8 protein-coding genes are annotated in these 17,886 nt (G+C 33.9%); 7 read left to right on the forward strand and 1 reads right to left on the reverse strand.

Annotation, left to right across the window (positions count from 1 at the left end; translation table 11 throughout):
• Positions 1-24 precede the first annotated feature (24 nt).
• From UH1x_RS13720 to UH1x_RS13750, 7 genes are all read left to right on the forward strand, one after another.
• Positions 25-2,580, forward strand: coding sequence for a glycoside hydrolase family 3 protein (locus UH1x_RS13720; protein WP_482622314.1), 2,556 nt, complete (start codon positions 25-27; stop codon positions 2,578-2,580).
• A gap of 2 nt (positions 2,581-2,582) precedes the next feature.
• Positions 2,583-3,647, forward strand: a complete 1,065-nt coding sequence (locus tag UH1x_RS13725) for a phosphatidylinositol-specific phospholipase C1-like protein (RefSeq protein ID WP_482622316.1) — start codon at positions 2,583-2,585, stop codon at positions 3,645-3,647.
• Positions 3,625-6,615: a glycosyl hydrolase 115 family protein gene (locus tag UH1x_RS13730; protein WP_482622317.1), complete on the forward strand. Its 2,991-nt coding sequence runs from the start codon at positions 3,625-3,627 to the stop codon at positions 6,613-6,615. Before UH1x_RS13725 ends, UH1x_RS13730 begins: the two co-directional genes overlap by 23 nt.
• Positions 6,570-8,465 carry a metallophosphoesterase gene (locus tag UH1x_RS13735; protein ID WP_482622318.1) on the forward strand — a complete coding sequence of 632 codons (1,896 nt, stop codon included), beginning with the start codon at positions 6,570-6,572 and terminating at the stop codon, positions 8,463-8,465. The genes UH1x_RS13730 and UH1x_RS13735 overlap by 46 nt, the downstream gene beginning before the upstream one ends.
• 61 nt (positions 8,466-8,526) lie before the next feature.
• Entirely contained in the window at positions 8,527-12,558 is a 4,032-nt protein-coding gene (locus UH1x_RS13740) for a hybrid sensor histidine kinase/response regulator transcription factor (protein ID WP_482622320.1), read from the forward strand.
• Positions 12,559-12,700: 142 nt separating this feature from the next.
• Positions 12,701-13,576: an inositol oxygenase family protein gene (locus tag UH1x_RS13745; RefSeq protein WP_482622322.1), complete on the forward strand. Its 876-nt coding sequence runs from the start codon at positions 12,701-12,703 to the stop codon at positions 13,574-13,576.
• Positions 13,577-13,668: 92 nt separating this feature from the next.
• Positions 13,669-15,246 carry a solute:sodium symporter family transporter gene (locus UH1x_RS13750; protein WP_482622323.1) on the forward strand — a complete coding sequence of 526 codons (1,578 nt, stop codon included), beginning with the start codon at positions 13,669-13,671 and terminating at the stop codon, positions 15,244-15,246.
• 986 nt (positions 15,247-16,232) lie between these two features.
• Here UH1x_RS13750 and UH1x_RS13755 read toward each other — a convergent pair.
• Positions 16,233-17,870: a sulfatase family protein gene (locus UH1x_RS13755; RefSeq protein ID WP_482622324.1), complete on the reverse strand. Its 1,638-nt coding sequence runs from the start codon at positions 17,868-17,870 to the stop codon at positions 16,233-16,235.
• Positions 17,871-17,886 lie beyond the last annotated feature (16 nt).

The raw sequence follows: 17,886 nt of genomic DNA on the forward strand, positions 1-17,886 counted from the left end.
AGAGTGTAACATAGAACTAGATTAATGAAGAGGAGATTTTTGTATTTGATAATTGTTTGCTTATTGCCTGTTTTAAGTCAAAGTCAAGATAAATGGGAGTTTCAAAATCAAAATTTACCTGTAGAAACAAGGGTGAACGATTTAATAAAGAGACTAACAATTGAAGAAAAGATATCTATGATGATATCTACGGCAGAGGCAATTCCAAGATTAGAAGTAGAGAATTATTACCATGGTAATGAAGCCTTGCACGGTGTAGTAAAAGGCGGCCGATTTACTGTTTTTCCACAAGCTGTGGCATTGGCATCAACATGGAATCCAAATTTAATTCATCAAGTTTCAACGGCTATTTCAGATGAAGCTAGAGGTAAATGGAATTTCTATAACCAAGGCAAGGATCAAAAGAATGTGTACAGCGATTTATTGACATTTTGGTCCCCCACAATAAATATGGCTAGAGATCCACGCTGGGGAAGAACACCAGAAACTTATGGTGAAGACCCATATCTAACAAGTAGAATAGGAGTTTCTTTTGTCAAGGGATTACAGGGCGATGATGATACGTATTTAAAGGTAGTATCAACACCAAAACATTTTGTAGCCAATAACCAAGAAGAAAATAGGTTTGCCTACAATGCCAATATTTCAGAAAAATCTTTACGAGAATATTATTTTCCTGCTTATAAAGTAGCGGTGCAAGAAGGAAACGCACAATCTATTATGAGCGCCTATAATGCTTTAAACGGTGTGCCTAGTACAGCAAATAATTGGCTCTTAAATACAGTTCTAAGAGATGAATGGGGTTTTGAGGGTTATGTTGTGAGCGATTGTGGTGCGCCAACTTATATTCAGAAATCGCACAAGTATGTTACGACCAAAGAACAGGCTGCTAAAGTAGCTTTGGAAGGAGGGCTAGATTTGGAATGCGGAGATGATATTTATGCTGATTACTTGCTGCAGGCATATGAAAAAGGGCTGGTTTCTCAAGAAAACATAGATAAGGCAGTGAGAAGGGTTTTAACCGCTCGCTTTAAGTTAGGAATTTTTGATAGTGTTGATAATAACCCTTATACCAAAATTTCTCCTGATGTTATTGGTTCTAAAAAGCATCAAGAACTGGCATTGGAAACTTCAAGACAATCTATGGTTTTGTTGAAGAATCAAAATGACATTTTGCCTTTAAATGTAAATGATATTAAAAAAATTGCGGTTGTCGGTTTTAATGCTAATCAGGTTGTTTTTGGTGACTATAGTGGTCTTCCGGTAATTAAACCCATATCTCCTTTAGAAGGTATAAGAAATAAAGTTGGCGATAATGCTGAGGTTACGTACGTAAAATGGAAAACGGCTGCTAGAAATCTAAATTTAATTGAAGCCGAAAATTTGGTGAATGACCAAACTGGTGAATCTGGTTTGTACGGCGAATATTATGATGATAAATTCTTAGAGGGTACACCACAAACACGTGTAGACAAAGTAGTGAATTTTGACCCGGTTAATAACCCACCAGATCCTTATACCAACTTCCGGCATAAATCTATGCGCTGGTCCGGATATATAACTCCTAACTTCTCAGGAGTGTATAAAATCGGAGTAAATTCTGATGATGGTGTTAGAATGTGGTTGAATGGCGAATTGGTGGTAGATGAATGGCACAATCGTGGTATGACTACCGATCAGGTCGAAATTGATATGAAGGCGGGAGAAAAATACGCCATAAAACTAGAGTACTTTGATAATGGAGGCGACGCTATTTGTCAATTGCTTTGGGAAGTGCCTACAACAACTGACGATTTATATAAAGAAGACAAACAAGTAGCCAAAGAGAGCGATTATGTCATTGCCGTAATGGGTATTAATAAATCTATAGAAAAAGAAGGTCGCGATAGAACTTCATTAGAATTGCCAGAAGATCAGGTTAATTACTTAAAAGAGATTTATGCTGAGAATAAGAATTTAATTGTTGTTTTGGTTGCAGGTAGTTCTTTGGCTATTAATTGGATGGATGAAAATGTCCCTGCAATTGTAGATGCATGGTACCCTGGTGAAGCGGGTGGTACTGCAATTGCAGATGTGTTATTCGGCGATTATAACCCTGCGGGTAGATTACCTTTTACCTTTTATAAGTCGGTTTCAGATTTACCTGATATGGATGATTATGAGGTGTCTAATGGTAGAACGTATATGTATTTTAAAGGAGATGTATTGTATCCCTTTGGTTATGGGTTAAGTTATACCAAGTTTACATATGATAAACTAAAAGTGAAGACTACAAATGATAGTATTTTAATTTCCGCAACAATTAAAAATATTGGAAATTATAATGGCGATGAGGTGGTGCAATTATATTATACCGTAAATAATTCTACTGTAAAAAGACCGATAAAAAAATTGATAGGGTTTGAAAGAACTCAAGTAGCTGTAAGCGAATCTACGACTGTGCAATTTAAAGTGTCTGAAAATGACCTGCAGTATTGGGATGAAAATTCTAAACAATGGACATTTGAAAAGGGAGAGTATCAGTTTATGATAGGGGCGTCTTCTAAAGATATTCGACTTCAAACATCAAAAACCTTATAATAATGAAACAGCTCGCTACTTTATTTATAATGCTTTTAGTTTTTGTATTTGTAGGCTGTAAAAGTAACGAGGTAAAACTAAGCGATATTCAAATAATAGGTAGTCATAATTCATATAAAATAGCTTTAGAGGGGCCTTTGTATGACTATTTGCATACCATTGAGCCAAAGAAAATGCAAAGCTTGCAATACACTCATATTTCTTTAGAGCAACAATTGAATTTAGGTTTACGTAATTTAGAATTAGATGTTTTTTATGACCCAAAAGGTGGGCATTTTTCTAGGCCAAAAGGGTTAGAGATAGTAAAAGCTCTTGGTCAAGAGCCTTTAGCTTATGACGTGGAAGAAAAGCTAAAACAACCCGGACTAAAAATGTTTCATGTTCAAGATATTGACTTTAGAAGTCACTACCTTTTATTTAAAGACGGATTATTGGCGTTGAGAAACTGGTCAGATAATAATTCAAATCACACACCCGTAATCATCCTTGTTAATACTAAAGATCAAAAAGTACCGCAAACAAGAGAGCCATTACTGTTTGATAAGAATGCTTTAGATGCGCTTGACAGCGAAATAAAAAGTGTTTTTTCTGGAAGTAGATTACTCACTCCTGATGATGTTAGGGGGGATTTTAACTCTCTTGAAAAAGCTATTTTGACTAAAGGATGGCCAAGCTTAAACAGCGTAAAAGGAAAGTTTTTATTTGTTCTGGACGAAAAGGAGGAGAGAATTAATAACTACTTATTAGGTCATGAATCGCTAAAAGGGAGAGTACTTTTTGTGAATAGTAAAGAAGGCAATCCAGAAGCGGCATTTAGAATTGTAAACAATCCTATTAAAGAGTTAACGTATATAAAAGAACTGGTTTCTAAAGGATATATGGTTCGTACAAGGGCAGATGCCAGTACTAAAGAAGCAAGAACAAATGATTATGAAAAGTTTGAAAAAGCAAAGGCATCGGGAGCGCAAATAATTTCTACAGATTACTATTTGCCTTCAACATTATTTGATTCTGATTATAAAGTGATTTTTGAAGATGGAACCTATGAAAAAGTTAAGAAAGAATAACCTAATTAAAAATGTAGCTGTATTGCTCTTTTGCTTTCAAGTGTCATTGTTAATAGCACAAAAACAAACAACTTCCAATTTTACAGTTGTTGCAGAGAATACCGTAACATCTATTTTAATAGATAAAAATGATGCAAAAGTAGTCACGATAGCGTCAGATATTTTTGCCAATGATGTTGAAAAAATTACTGGTAAAAAACCTATAATTTCTACTAAAAGTAATCAATCTACACCTACAATTATTGCCGGTACTATTGGTAAAAATAAGTGGATTGATGATATGATTGCTATAGGTAAAATTGATGTTTCTAAGATAGAGAATCAATGGGAACGTTATAGTGTTCAAATAGTTGAAAACCCAACATCAACTATTAAGAAGGCTTTGGTTGTTGTAGGTAGTGATAGAAGAGGTACTGCCTATGGTATACTAGAACTTTCAAGAAAAATAGGTATTTCTCCATGGGAATGGTGGGCAGATGTTACACCAGAAAAAAAAGAGTCACTTTCTCTTACTTTAGAAAAAGAAGTATCAAAATCTCCTTCCGTAAAATATAGAGGAGTTTTTTTAAATGACGAAGATTGGGGATTACAACGTTGGGCAGCTTTAAATTATGAGCCAGAAATTGGTGATATAGGTCCTAAAACATATGCAAAGGTTTTTGAATTGTTATTACGGTTAAGAGCAAATACTATTTGGCCTGCCATGCATTCAAGTACCAAACCTTTTTATTCTTACCCAGAGAACAAATTCGTTGCAGATGATTATGCTATAGTAATCGGTACATCGCATGCCGAGCCTATGCTTAGCAATATAAATACTGAATGGAAACATGACGATATGGGAGAATATCGATATGATACCAATTCAGAAACCATTAAGAGCTTATTTACTAAAAGAGTAAAAGAGACCGCAAAATTGGAAGGTATATATACCACAGGTATGCGTGGTGAGCATGACTCACCAATGATCGTTGGCGAAGATGATACGGATGCACAGGTTAGTTTATTAGAACGTGTTATAACCGATCAGCGTGCCATCTTAAAAAAGGAAACGAAGAAAGAACCAAAGAATATTCCGCAAGCTTTTGTGCCTTATAAAGAGGTGCTGAACTACTACCAAAGCGGACTGAAATTACCTGAAGATATAAGCCTTGTTTGGACCGATGATAATTATGGATATATACGTCAATTAAGCAATCCAAAAGAACAAAAAAGGTCTGGTGGTGCTGGGGTATATTATCACACTTCTTATTGGGGAAGACCACATGATTATCTCTGGTTAAATTCAACCAACCCAGTTTTAATGTGGGAAGAAATGTCAAAAGCATACGAGTTTCAATCTCGTGATATATGGATCTTGAACTGTGGTGATATTAAACCACACGAATATAATATTGAACTGTTTTTAGATATGGCTTGGAATATAGATGACTTTAAAGAAAGTTCGTCGATAAAAAATCATACAAAGAATTGGGCATCGCGCGAATTTGGAGAGGCATCTGCATCTAAAATTACAGATGTTCTATTTGAGAATAACCGACTGGCATATATAAGAAGACCTGAGTTTATGGCATGGAGCCAAGTTGAACCTGTTACAAAAGAAGGGGAAACGGAATTGACCCAGTACCATTATGGTGATGAAGTTTCGGGACGTATAGAAAGCTATCAAAAAATAATTGATGCTACTGAAAATATATATAATGAAATACCAGTATTTAGAAAAGATGCTTTTTATCAATTAGTGTATTACCCAGTAATTGGTGCATCGAAATTAAATCAGAAATGGTTGTATAGTTTTAAGAATAAGTTTGCAGCTAAGCAAGGTAGGCAGAGTGCTAATGCATTTGGAACATTATCAGAAGAAGCCTATGATCGTATTGCCAAAGAAACAGATTACTATAATACAGCGCTTAAAATTGGGAAATGGAACCATATAATGACGATGGCCCCGCGTTTTCTACCGGTTTTTGCGCAACCGGCAACATCAAATGTTACTAATAGTGAAAAAGCTAGTCTTGGTTTAGCTTTAGAAGGCTATCAAATGGAGGTTAACGATAAGGTCATTAATAGCTATGCAGATGTGCTTCCTGTTTTTAATAGCTACACGAACAGTACTTATTTTATTGATCTTTTTGCAAATGGAAAGGGTACAGTTAATTGGGAAGCAAAACCAAAGGCAGATTGGATTCTGCTATCAGAAAGTAAAGGAATCTTAAATACTGATAGTTTAGAAAAACGAATTTGGGTAAGTATCGATTGGAGTAAAATTCCGCAAGGGGAGAATAAAAAAGAAGCTCCTTTAGGGCACGATTTTCAATTGATTCCGCCAAGTTTCAAGGTGAATAGCGCTATCGATTTTAAATCAGAGGGGAAAACTACCACCATTGGGGTATCAGCCTACAATCCTAAATTTGAAGCATTAAATAACTATAATGGTTTTGTAGAAGATAAAGGTTATGTCTCTATAAATGCAGAGAATTATACCCGAAAAAAGGATGGTAAAGAAGCAAATTGGACGTTGTTTGAAGGTATGGGGTATACCAATAAAGTAATTACCGCACTACCTAGAACTGCAACGCCTTTAGTGGACATGGAAGAAATTAAAGCGAATAGTCCGGTTTTAGAATATGATTTTTATACTTTTAATTTTGGTGAAGTTGAGGTGAATTTACAGGCAGTGCCCACTCATGCTCCATATAATGGAATTGGTGTACGTTGTGCAGTTTCTATTGATGATGCTACACCGGTTTTTGTAGATTTTGAAACTGTAGGTCGCAGTGATGAATGGAAAGAGAATGTGCTTAAAAACGCATCGGTAAAATCTGCAAAGCAAATTGTAAATAAAGCAGGGAAACACACATTAAAAATATGGATGGTAGACCCTGGAGTAATGATAGATCAAGTGTTGATAGATTTAGGAGGATGGAAAAAGAGCTATGCGTTTCCGAAAGAAACGGTCAAAAAATAAATCAATTTAGTATAAAACAGCAGTATAGATTTCTATGTGTTGTTCTGCTATGTTTGATGCTTTCTTGTGGCAATAAAAAGGAAAAGGAATTTGTAGAAGTGAAAATTGCGTTCATTGCAGATGCACATTTTCAAGATATTTATGCACATTTTGAAGATGCCGATTACAAAGGAATCAAAAACCCAGAAACGGGCGACTTTGTGAATATTCGAACTATGAATGCGCAATTGCAATCTACCAGAATATTTAATGAAAATTACTTTGCATTTATTGAAGCCTTAGATGATATTGTTGTCAGAGGAATAAAATACGTAGCATTACCCGGTGATTTTAGTGATGACGGTCAACCCGTTCACGTTAAAGGTTTACGGAAGATTTTGAACAAGTACTCTAAAAACCACGGAATCTTATTTTTTGCCACCACAGGTAATCATGATCCTGTTAAACCATTTACACAAGAATCTGGTAAAACAGATTTTCTGGGAGCGGGGGGTAAAGAACAAATTATAACTAGTACTGTTGAAAATATTAAGGATACTGTAGCTGGGCAACTCACTCCAATTATAACGACTGAAATAAAAAAATGGGGTTATAAAGATATTTTAAACGAAATGTCAGCCTTTGGGTTTAATCCGCAAAAAGAATACGTGTATTGGGAAACTCCTTTTTCTAAATACAATTACGAAAACTATTCATTTGAAAAAGCAACAAATGCCTCAGCTTTAGAAAATAGAACCTATAAGATTGATGAGTTTAATAAACATCCAGATGCCAGTTATTTAGTAGAGCTAAAAGGGGGTATTTGGCTTTTGGCAATAGATGCGAATGTTTATATGCCAAATAAAGAACTCTCTGCGATTTCTGAAAACGCCAAAGATTTTTCAGGTGCAAGTATTGGCTATAACAATGTTTTATTACAAAAAAGACATTTAATTACTTGGGTAAAAAAGGTTGCAGAGCAAGCAAAAGAGAAAGACAAGGTGTTGATAGCTTTTAGTCATTACCCAATGATAGATTTTAATGATGATGCTTCAAAAGAAATGAAACATTTTTTTGGAGAAGGTAAAATGCAATTGCATCGAGTACCAAATGAAGAAGTTGCAGAAACATTTGCAAATGCCGGTATACAAATACACTTTGGTGGTCATATGCATATTAATGATACAGGTGTACGAAAAAATAATAATGGCAATACATTATTCAATATACAAACACCGTCGTTAGCTGCTTATGCACCAGCTTATAAGGTGTTGACCATAAAATCTAACACGAAATTTCAAGTAGAAACTGTAGTGTTGAAATCTGTAAAAGGTTTTAATAACTTGTTTCCTTTATATAATAAAGAATATGAATATTTAAAAGAAATAGACGCTTCTACTATTTGGGACAAAGAAATTTTGTCTACCAAGAACTATAAAGAATTTACTGCTTGGCATTTAAAAGAATTGGTGCGATTACGATTTTTGCCAAATGATTTTCCTGTTGATTTCTCTGAAAAATTTTTAAATAAAACAGGGGCAGAATTACTATTATCAACCACAAAGAATAATGATAGTCTTGTGACAGAATTAGTATCTGCTCATCTAAATCTTGAAGATTTTAGAACATGGACAGGGTTTCATATGATTTATGATTTTTATAGATTAAGAAGCGCAGATGAATTGGCATTTGACGACATTGGTGAAATTCGTTTAAAGCAATATGAAATGGTCTGTAGTCAATTAAAAATAATAGATGATTCATATTTAAAAGAATGGGCAGAAATATTTGAAAAAAGTAGGAAGGGAGAACCTTCAAATCATTTTGTAATTGATTTGGAGCTAGGTGAAATAAACAGAAAATCACCTTAATTCTTTTACTTTAAGCTTTTGTACATTTATAGTCAACTTAACTCAACGACTCAAACAACACATGCGAAATCTTTTTGGCATATTTTTTAGTACCATATTTTTTGTAGCTAGCTTAACTGCACAAGACATAAAATTTGAGCATTATAATGATGATAGTGGTTTATCTCATAATGCCGTTAGGCATATAGTACAAGATAAACACGGGTTTTTATGGCTAGGCACCTTCGCCGGTTTAAATAGGTTTGATGGCTATGAATTTAAATCTTATTTAAGTTCAAACGACACAACTAATTTACATAATGATGATATTACTGCGTTAATTTTGGATGAAGATTTAAATAATCTTTGGATAGGTACAAGAGACGGACTTTCATTATACAATACTGATACGCACACTTTCAACACCTATTTGCCAGATGAGAATAATAAACAAAGTCTTCCGGAAGGGGAAATAAGGTCTGTTTTTGTAGATAAGTTTAAGAGAGTTTGGGTAGGTACAAAGAATAGTGGGCTTTATATATTAAACGTAGAAAGCGGCAACTTTAAAAAGGTTGAAATTGAAAATTTCAACTATATAAAAGCTATTGTTGAAGATAAGAATGGTGATTTATGGATTGGTAGTTACGAATCTGGCGGTGTTGCCAAATTAATTCTTGATGCTGAAGGTGAAATCTCCCAAAAACTAATTTATACGCTTTCAATACCTAATTCTACTGAAAAGAATCCGTATTTAAATTTTATCTACGAAGATGCAAAATCCGATATTTTTATAGGTACTAGAGAGGGCTTGTATAAGCTGAACAAAACTTCTAATGAATTTTTAAATCTAGAAATAGAGGATACAGAAATTAAGGATGGTCTAGGGCCTTATTTTCTATCGGTTACCCAAGTAGATGATGGCAAGTATTGGGTTGGTACTTTAGGCGGTCTTTTGGTTTGCAATCAATTAGAAGATATACAAAAGGGTGATTATAAGTGGTATTATTCAGTACTAACAGATGATACCTCTTTAGTAGATAACCAGGTGTCAGCATTGTTCTTTGATTCTTCTGGTGTGTTGTGGATCGGTACTGAAGATGGTTTGGATAAGTACGATCCATTTGAGAATCAATTTAATAGTAATAAGGATATCTCTTTACATATAGATAATCAAGTGCCTAGAATTAGAGGTTTTAGTAAAACCTATGATGATAAAGTTATTGTAGCTACTAGGCACAACGGACTTTTTATATCAAACGAAGATGCTTTTTCACCACTGTATAACAACCAAAAAGATATTGCCAGTATTTATTCTATAGATGGCGTTACATTTTATTGTGGTTTATGGAATGGTAAACTACTGGTGTATAATTATAGGGAAAATTCCTCTAAAGTAATTTCTGTGGGATTTGAACAGTCACCAATTTTTGCTTTTGAAACCTTTTCAGAAAATCAACTTTTAATAGGATCTTTTGGTGAAGGGGTGGTGATTTTAAATACAACAAGCCTTAAGAATGAAACTGAAACAGATCAGTTTTTAAAAGGTTACCAAATAAATGAAATTGTAAAGCAAAATGATTCTAGTATTTGGTTTGCTACAGAGACAGGTTTGGTAAATTATCTTAAGGATAAAAATGTTTTTGAATACTACTCATCTACTTCTACACCAGATATTGGACTACCTCATGATAATGTAAGCGATATCATGTTTGATAATGAGGGGCGTTTATGGGCTGCAACAAGAAAAGGTCTTAGTCTATTTGATTTCGATACTAAAAGGTTTAAACCTCTGCTGGAACCAGCAGAACTTAGTGATAAGTGGATAACAGATATGCTTACCTACACTAATGGTGATATCTGGTTTAATATGAACAGTAACAATGTTGCCAGGTTAAAATCCGACTTAAAAAATCATAATGTTTACGACGTTGAAAGTGGCAATAGATTAGATGTTTTTAGTTCCAGTGGTTTTTACAATTTCAATGATTCAAATATATTTTTAGGGGGTAAAAACGGTATTATATATTTTTCGCCTCACGCCATTAGCGAAAATAAAATTGCTAAAACTCCCATGATTACTGAGTTTAAAATTCAGAATGAGGAAATTGAACCAGGGGTTGAGATTAACGGTCAAATCCCATTAATAAAAGATATAAATGATATTAAGGATATCACTTTAGAATATAAAAACAGAAATTTTTCGCTTCAGTTCTCAGCTCCTTCTTATGTAAAGGAAAAGCTGAATAGATTTGAGTATATGTTAGAGGGTTTTGATGAAGATTGGATTTCAACAACCAGTAATTCACGAACGGTACAGTACACCAATTTATTTCCTGGTGATTATACCTTTAAAATAAAATCAAGTAATAGCGACGGTTTTTGGAGCGATGTAAATGCTTATTATATTACTATAAAACCTCCTTTTTGGTTAACCTATCAAGCATTATTCTTATTTCTTGCCCTTTTAATTTTGATTTTATACTTCATTAGAAAAGAAATGAAGAATAGACTTAGGTTGAAGCAAGAATTGGTTACTGAAAAAGTAAATAGAGAGCGTGATATAAAACTAAATAATGAAAAACTTCGCTTTTTTACCAATATATCACATGAGTTGAGAACGCCTTTGACATTGATCTTGGGACCGGCAAAACAGCTTTTGGAGGAAAGTAATGATAACAGTAGCGATTATCAGAAAAGCAGGTTTAATTTAATTCATCAAAATGCCAGTAGACTTTTAAATTTGGTAAATCAAGTTTTAGATTTTAGGAAGGCACAAACCGGGGAACTTAAGCTAAAGGTGTCCAAAACAGATATCTTATTGTTCACGACCAATACTTTTGATTCCTTCAAGGAGTTTGCCTTTAACAAGCAAATTGATTTAAATATTATCAGTGAAGTAGAAAATTTATTTGGTTGGATAGACCGAGATAAGTTCGATAAGATATTATATAATTTACTGTCTAATGCCATTAAGTTTACCAACAAATATGGTCACGTGGATCTTTTTGTCAAGCTTAAGGAAAATGATAAAAATACGTTGGTTATTGAAGTAAGTGATGATGGTATCGGTATACCCCTTAAAAGTCAAGAAAAGATTTTTACCAGGTTTTATCAAGCTACAAATAGTAAAGAAAACAATACAGGTTCTGGTATTGGTCTGTCACTTGTAAAATCTTTGGTTGAATTACATAAAGGTACTATTGTCGTTATAAGTAAACCTAATGAGGGTAGTACGTTTACAGTTGAAATTCCTATTGACCGAGAAAGCTATACTAAGAAAGAAGTATTTGAATTTATTTCAAATAAAGAGGTAGATGAGCCAGAAATATTTGTTCCTGCAAAAAGAAAGACTACAAATACAGAGATCAAGGATAAAGTTTTGGTCATTGAAGATAATATAGAACTAAGAAAATATCTTATTGACTACTTGTCTGCCTACTATAAGGTTTATGAGGCAGAAAATGGAAAAGAAGGTTTACAACTTTGTAGAAAAATTAAACCCATGTTATGTGTAGCAGATGTTATGATGCCGGTTATGGACGGTTTAGAATTTTGTAATGAATTAAAGAACGACGAATTTATAAGTCATATACCCGTAATTCTTCTCACGGCGCTTTCTGAAAATGAGGACAAGGTTAAAGGATATGATGTTGGTGCAGATTCTTATTTGGTGAAGCCTTTTGACCCTTCGCTATTAAAATCGGTGATCGTAAATACTATTAAAACACGACTAGAACTCAAAGCAAAATTTTCTAATGAGATGGAAAGTGAAGTTGGTCTGCTTACTCATTCGCCGATTGACAAAGAATTAATGGATCAAGTCACCAATATCATAGAAGAGCATATTGATGATGTTGATTTAACTACCAACTACCTTTGCCAGGAATTAGGGATGAGTTCCTCAAAACTATACCGTAAGATAAAAGAGCTAACAGATTTGGCACCAAACGAATTTATTAGAACCATTAGATTAAAGAAATCAGCACAACTGTTGAAGACTAAAAAATACAACGTTTCAGAAGTAACAGATTTAATAGGCTTTAATGATCCATTATATTTTAGCAGATGCTTTAAAAAACAATTTGGCTTTCCACCTAGTAAGTTGCTGAAATAGAAATTTTTATATGTTTGTGTTTTTTTAAATTATCCATATTTATGACAATATTATCCATCTTGTCTTAGCTTAATTGATATAGATTGCATGTAGATATTTTTAGGATATCACATCAACTTACTCAAAAACTAATTACAACTTTATGGAAAATACCTTCAATAAACAGAACAATCCCATGGATAATATTGACGATTGGGAAGATAATTTGTTAGATAGATACCCTAATCCAGAAGAAACAACAAAAGAAAAAGAAGAGTTTAGAAACTACGTAGACTCAGAAAGGTTAGATACGGTCAAAGAATTTTATAAAATAAATCATGAATTTCAAACGTATGACTTTGTAGTTGAAAAGGAAAAGGAATTTCTACAATTCAATAAGAGAGAAATGTCTATTTGGGAAGCCGTTGACTTTCTAAATACGTTGGTAGATGATAGTGATCCAGATATAGATTTAGATCAATTACAGCATTTATTACAGACTTCAGAAGCAATTAGGGCAGATGGGCATCCAGACTGGTTTGTGCTTACTGGTTTTATTCATGACCTAGGTAAAATACTTTGCCTTTTTGGAGAACCTCAATGGGCGGTAGTGGGTGATACTTTCCCTGTTGGATGTGCGTATTCCGATAAGATTGTATATCCAGAATTTTTTAGCGCAAACCCAGATGCTACGAACGAAAAATATAATACAAAATATGGAGTCTACGAACCAAATTGTGGATTGGACAATGTAAAAATGAGTTGGGGGCATGATGAGTATCTATATCAAATCATGAAAGATTATTTGCCAGAACCGGCATTGTACATGATTCGTTATCATTCTTTTTACTCGCAACATAGAGAAAATGATTATGAACATTTAATGACGGCAAAAGATATTAAGATGTTTGAGTGGGTAAAGAAATTTAACCCATATGATCTATATTCAAAAGCGCCTGTTCCACCAGATGCAAAAGAATTACTGCCTTATTACAAAGAGTTGGTGGCAAAGTATTTACCTGAGAAATTAAATTTTTAGTTGTTTTAATTATTTGAGTTTAGTAATGCTCTAGAATATGCTACTAGAGCATTTTTTTTGCCTTCATTTTATTTATTAAACCAACTAACTATATGTATACAGCTATTACATTTATTGCTTTTACCGCTTTTGTGGCAATCTACTCATGGTATAAACTTAGAAAAGAAAAACTAGATTCAAAAGACGGTTATTTTCTTGGAGGCAGAAGTTTAACAGGCGTTGTTATTGCGGGGTCAATGTTGTTAACGAACATTTCTACCGAACATTTAATAGGTATGAACGGCTCGTCTTACAAAAACGGATTTATCATTATTGCCTGGGAAGTTACTTCCGCTTTGGCATTGGTAGTTGCGGCTATCTATTTTGTGCCAAAGTATTTAAAAATGGGTCTGACTACAATACCTGAGTATTTAGAAAAAAGGTTTGACAGTACTACCAGAACATTGGTGGCGTTATTTTTAATGGTATCATTTGTTGTCACATTATTACCAATTGTTCTGTATACCGGAGCCATAAATATTGAGAGTATATTTAATATTTCTGAAGTTCTAGATGTAACCAAAGAAGAAGGACTTTGGGTGACAATAGTTTGTATAGGGGTTTTAGGGTCTATTTATGCCATATTTGGAGGTCTAAAAGCTGTGGCTATTTCAGATACGATTAACGGGTATGGATTATTGATCGGTGGTTTGGCAATTCCTATAATTGCACTGGTAGGTATTGGTGATGGCAATCCTTTAAAAGGTTTGTCTACAGTGTTTAACCATAGTCCAGAAAAATTTAATGTCATTGGAGCTAAGGATTCTGTTTTGCCATTTGAAGTGCTTTTTACGGGTTTGATCATTAATCAATTATATTTCTGGAGTATGAATCAAACCATTATTCAACGAGCACTTGGCGCCAAGAATTTGGTAGAGGCTCAAAAGGGGCTTCTCTTTACGGGAGTTTTAAAAATTTTAGTACCTATAATTATTATACTTCCAGGTGTAATTGCCTTTTATTACTTTGGTGATTCGCTTTATGACAATCAAGACATGATTTATCCTGAGCTTGTTAAAAAGGTGTTGCCAATTGGTTTTGTTGGTGTTTTTGCAGCAATAATTATGGGTGCTGTACTAAGTACGTTTAATAGTGTTTTAAATAGTGCGGCTACTATATTTAGTATAGATGTCTTTAAAAGACATGTTGGTAAAAATGCAAGTGATAAAAAGTTGGTAAGAGTGGGCAAATTGACGTCAACTATACTTGCGGTATTTGCCATTTTGGTAGCGCCAATGGTAGCCAATGCACCAGACGGTCTTTACCAACTTTTACAACAGCTTAATGGTATTTTCTTTATACCCATAGCATCTATAATGCTGGCTGGGTTTTTCTTAAAAAAGATATCGGCTACAGCAGCTAAAATAGCCTTGCTAGTAGGCTTGTTGTTCTATATTTTAACAACATTTATATTTAAAGTAGACATTCATTTTGTGCATATATGGGGAATAGAATTTGTGTTGAACATGTTGGTAATGTTTATAGTTTCTTACTTCTACCCGAACAAGAAAACTATCAAAGAAGAAGTAGATGACTATGTGGAAATGAAAGAATGGAAGTATACAAAGCCAATGGCAATTATATTATGTATAATTACAGTTGTGATATATGTGTTGCTTGGCACTAATTAAAACTGATGTCTATGTTTAAAAATGTAATTAACGGTTAATTTCTTTTATTTCTAGTTTTTATAAAGATGTAAAGAATATATCTTCTAGTATAAATAAAGTTCCCGTAGACTCTCATTCTATACCTGCTATCTTGAGTTTTTGTATTATGAAGTAGATTTATTATCGTATCCAAGAAAAGTGAGCTAAGGATACTAAGAAACTATTTTAAGTAGCTTCTAATGGGGTGTTCTTATATTATGGGTTTTAAAATATACTGTAGCTTTGGTGAAGGGTACAAGTTTACCGCTAGTGAAAAGTATAAAGAAGTATTTATATAAAGCGCCTCTAGATAAGCTCCTTGTTACATTGAAATTGTAGATAGTCTAAGGTATTGGGATTTAATGACCCAGAAATACTAAATGCGCTAAAAGATGTTTCTGCTGTTAGCATTATATCATCTGCATTGGTTGAATTGGATTTTTATCATGAACAAGATTATGTAGTTAGATTATTTAAAGAACAATGCATATATTTTATCGCCTGAAATAAAAGCCACTTTTATTTTAAACATAGTACGGCCAATTGACCAAAAAACGATGAGATGGATGTGTTAATAATTTACGCAGACGTCTATTTTTAGAATTGATGATAAGGTTAGAAAACAGTAAGCATAAAAAAAGCCCCATACGAATATGGAGCTTTCTGTTGTGACCTCGACAGGATTCAAACCTGTAACCTCTTGAGCCGTAATCAATAATACTATCATATTTCTACTACCTCTATTTTATATAAATACTCTGTTATGTAGCTATTTAGCTTATATATTTTGCTGTTAGTTAATATCTGTTATTAGTTTAATATCTATATTTTTCTGCAAATATTCTGCAAGAAACTTATTTGCCGAAATTAGTATGTTATGAGCTATAAGATTTTTGTACTTTCAGATACACGTAAAAAGAAGATGCGGGTATGTACCCAATTAAACTTTGAGGTATGTTAAGAACGAATTAGTTAAATGAAGGTTTACCTCTTAATCTTTTAAATTGTTTAAAAGCCTTCTCCACTTCTGATTTAGATGCTGTTTTGAATTCTGACTCAGTAATTTTGTAGTGTAATTGAACACTGTCTAATTTAATATGCATTTCATTTAATACATCGGCATATTCAGTATTCATGATCAGATTTGTTTTTTCTTTAGAATCCTTTTCTAAATCATATAATTCCCAAGAATCAATATCATCATAAAAATGAATTAGCTTATAGCGTTTTGTTCGTATTCCATAGTGTTTTTTTACCATATGAAAAGCTGGGTAATCATAATAATGGTAGTACACAACATCTCTGAAATCTTCTTCATTTTCGGTACCGTTTAATAATCCCATAAAAGATTCACCTTGCATATCCTTGCTAAGATTGGCTAACCCGGTAAGGGCTAAAAAGGTCGGAGCAAAATCTAAATTTTGGACCATGACATCAACTTTGGTTCCTGGTTTTATGGTACTAGGTAATTGCATTAATAGAGGTGTTTTAAAAGATTCCTCGTACATAAAGCGCTTATCGAACCAACCGTTTTCACCCATCCAGAAACCTTGGTCGGAAGTATAAACGACCAACGTATTTTCATCTAGCCCGCTTTCTTCTAGATAATCTAGAATTTTGCCTACTCCCTCATCTACTGCGGCAATGGTTGCCATATAATCTTGAATGTAACGTTGCCCTTTCCAAATAGCTAAATCCTTTCCGGTTAAATTGGCTTTGTGAAAAGCATTGTTTTTCGCTAAATATGAGGTTTCCCATACCTTACGTTGGTTTGGGGTCATTCTATCAAAATCGGTTGTCCAAGGGTTGTTCAAAAGTTGGGTGCTACCATATGCCGTTGTCATTTTTAGATCATGACCTTCGTACATGTCGTTGAAAATGGTCTGTAATTGTTCTTTAGCAGCCCATTGCTTGTTGAATTTAGGGAAATAACTATCCGGAAGCGGAAACTGCACCGAATCGTAAAGGTTTGTATGTCGTAGTGCTGGCATCCAATTTCTATGTGGTGCTTTATGTTGAACCATTAAAAAGAACGGAAGGGAATCTGTTCGGTTTTGCTGTAACCATTGTAGTGCATCTTCAGTAATAATATCGGTGGCATAACCTTCAATACGGGTGGTATCGCCATTGTCGATAAAATCTGGATTATAATAGTTTCCCTGGTCAACAATGATTTTCCAGTGATCAAACCCTTCAGGATAGCCGTGTAAATGCCATTTGCCAAATACGGCGGTTTCGTAACCAGATTGCTGCAGCATTTTTGGTAGTGTCGGCTGACTGCCATTAAAATGATCTCCGTTTTGCCTAAATCCGTTTATATGACTATGCTTTCCTGTTAAGATAACTGCTCTACTGGGGCCGCAGATGGAATTGGTAACGAAACTATTGTTGAATAGTACACCATTTTTAGCTAGTCTATCAATATTAGGAGTACTCGCTAATTTACTGATCGGATGCCCATAGGCACTAATTGCCTGTATGGCATGATCATCGGCCATAATGAAAACAATATTTGGCTTCTGATCAGTTTTTGTTACAGTTTTTGCTTTTGTATTACAGCTGATATGTGACAATCCAATTACCAGCATGAGTATAACTATGCGCATAGTCAATTTAATTTTT

Source organism: Maribacter sp. UH1, from assembly GCF_056839145.1.

Bases quoted from the DNA above. Each gene is read 5' to 3' on its own strand.
- UH1x_RS13720 (WP_482622314.1), top strand. From the start codon at position 25: ATGAAGAGGAGATTTTTGTATTTGATAATTGTTTGCTTATTGCCTGTT.
- UH1x_RS13725 (WP_482622316.1), top strand. From the start codon at position 2,583: ATGAAACAGCTCGCTACTTTATTTATAATGCTTTTAGTTTTTGTATTT.
- UH1x_RS13730 (WP_482622317.1), top strand. From the start codon at position 3,625: ATGAAAAAGTTAAGAAAGAATAACCTAATTAAAAATGTAGCTGTATTG.
- UH1x_RS13735 (WP_482622318.1), top strand. From the start codon at position 6,570: ATGGAAAAAGAGCTATGCGTTTCCGAAAGAAACGGTCAAAAAATAAAT.
- UH1x_RS13740 (WP_482622320.1), top strand. From the start codon at position 8,527: ATGCGAAATCTTTTTGGCATATTTTTTAGTACCATATTTTTTGTAGCT.
- UH1x_RS13745 (WP_482622322.1), top strand. From the start codon at position 12,701: ATGGAAAATACCTTCAATAAACAGAACAATCCCATGGATAATATTGAC.
- UH1x_RS13750 (WP_482622323.1), top strand. From the start codon at position 13,669: ATGTATACAGCTATTACATTTATTGCTTTTACCGCTTTTGTGGCAATC.
- UH1x_RS13755 (WP_482622324.1), bottom strand. From the start codon at position 17,870: ATGCGCATAGTTATACTCATGCTGGTAATTGGATTGTCACATATCAGC.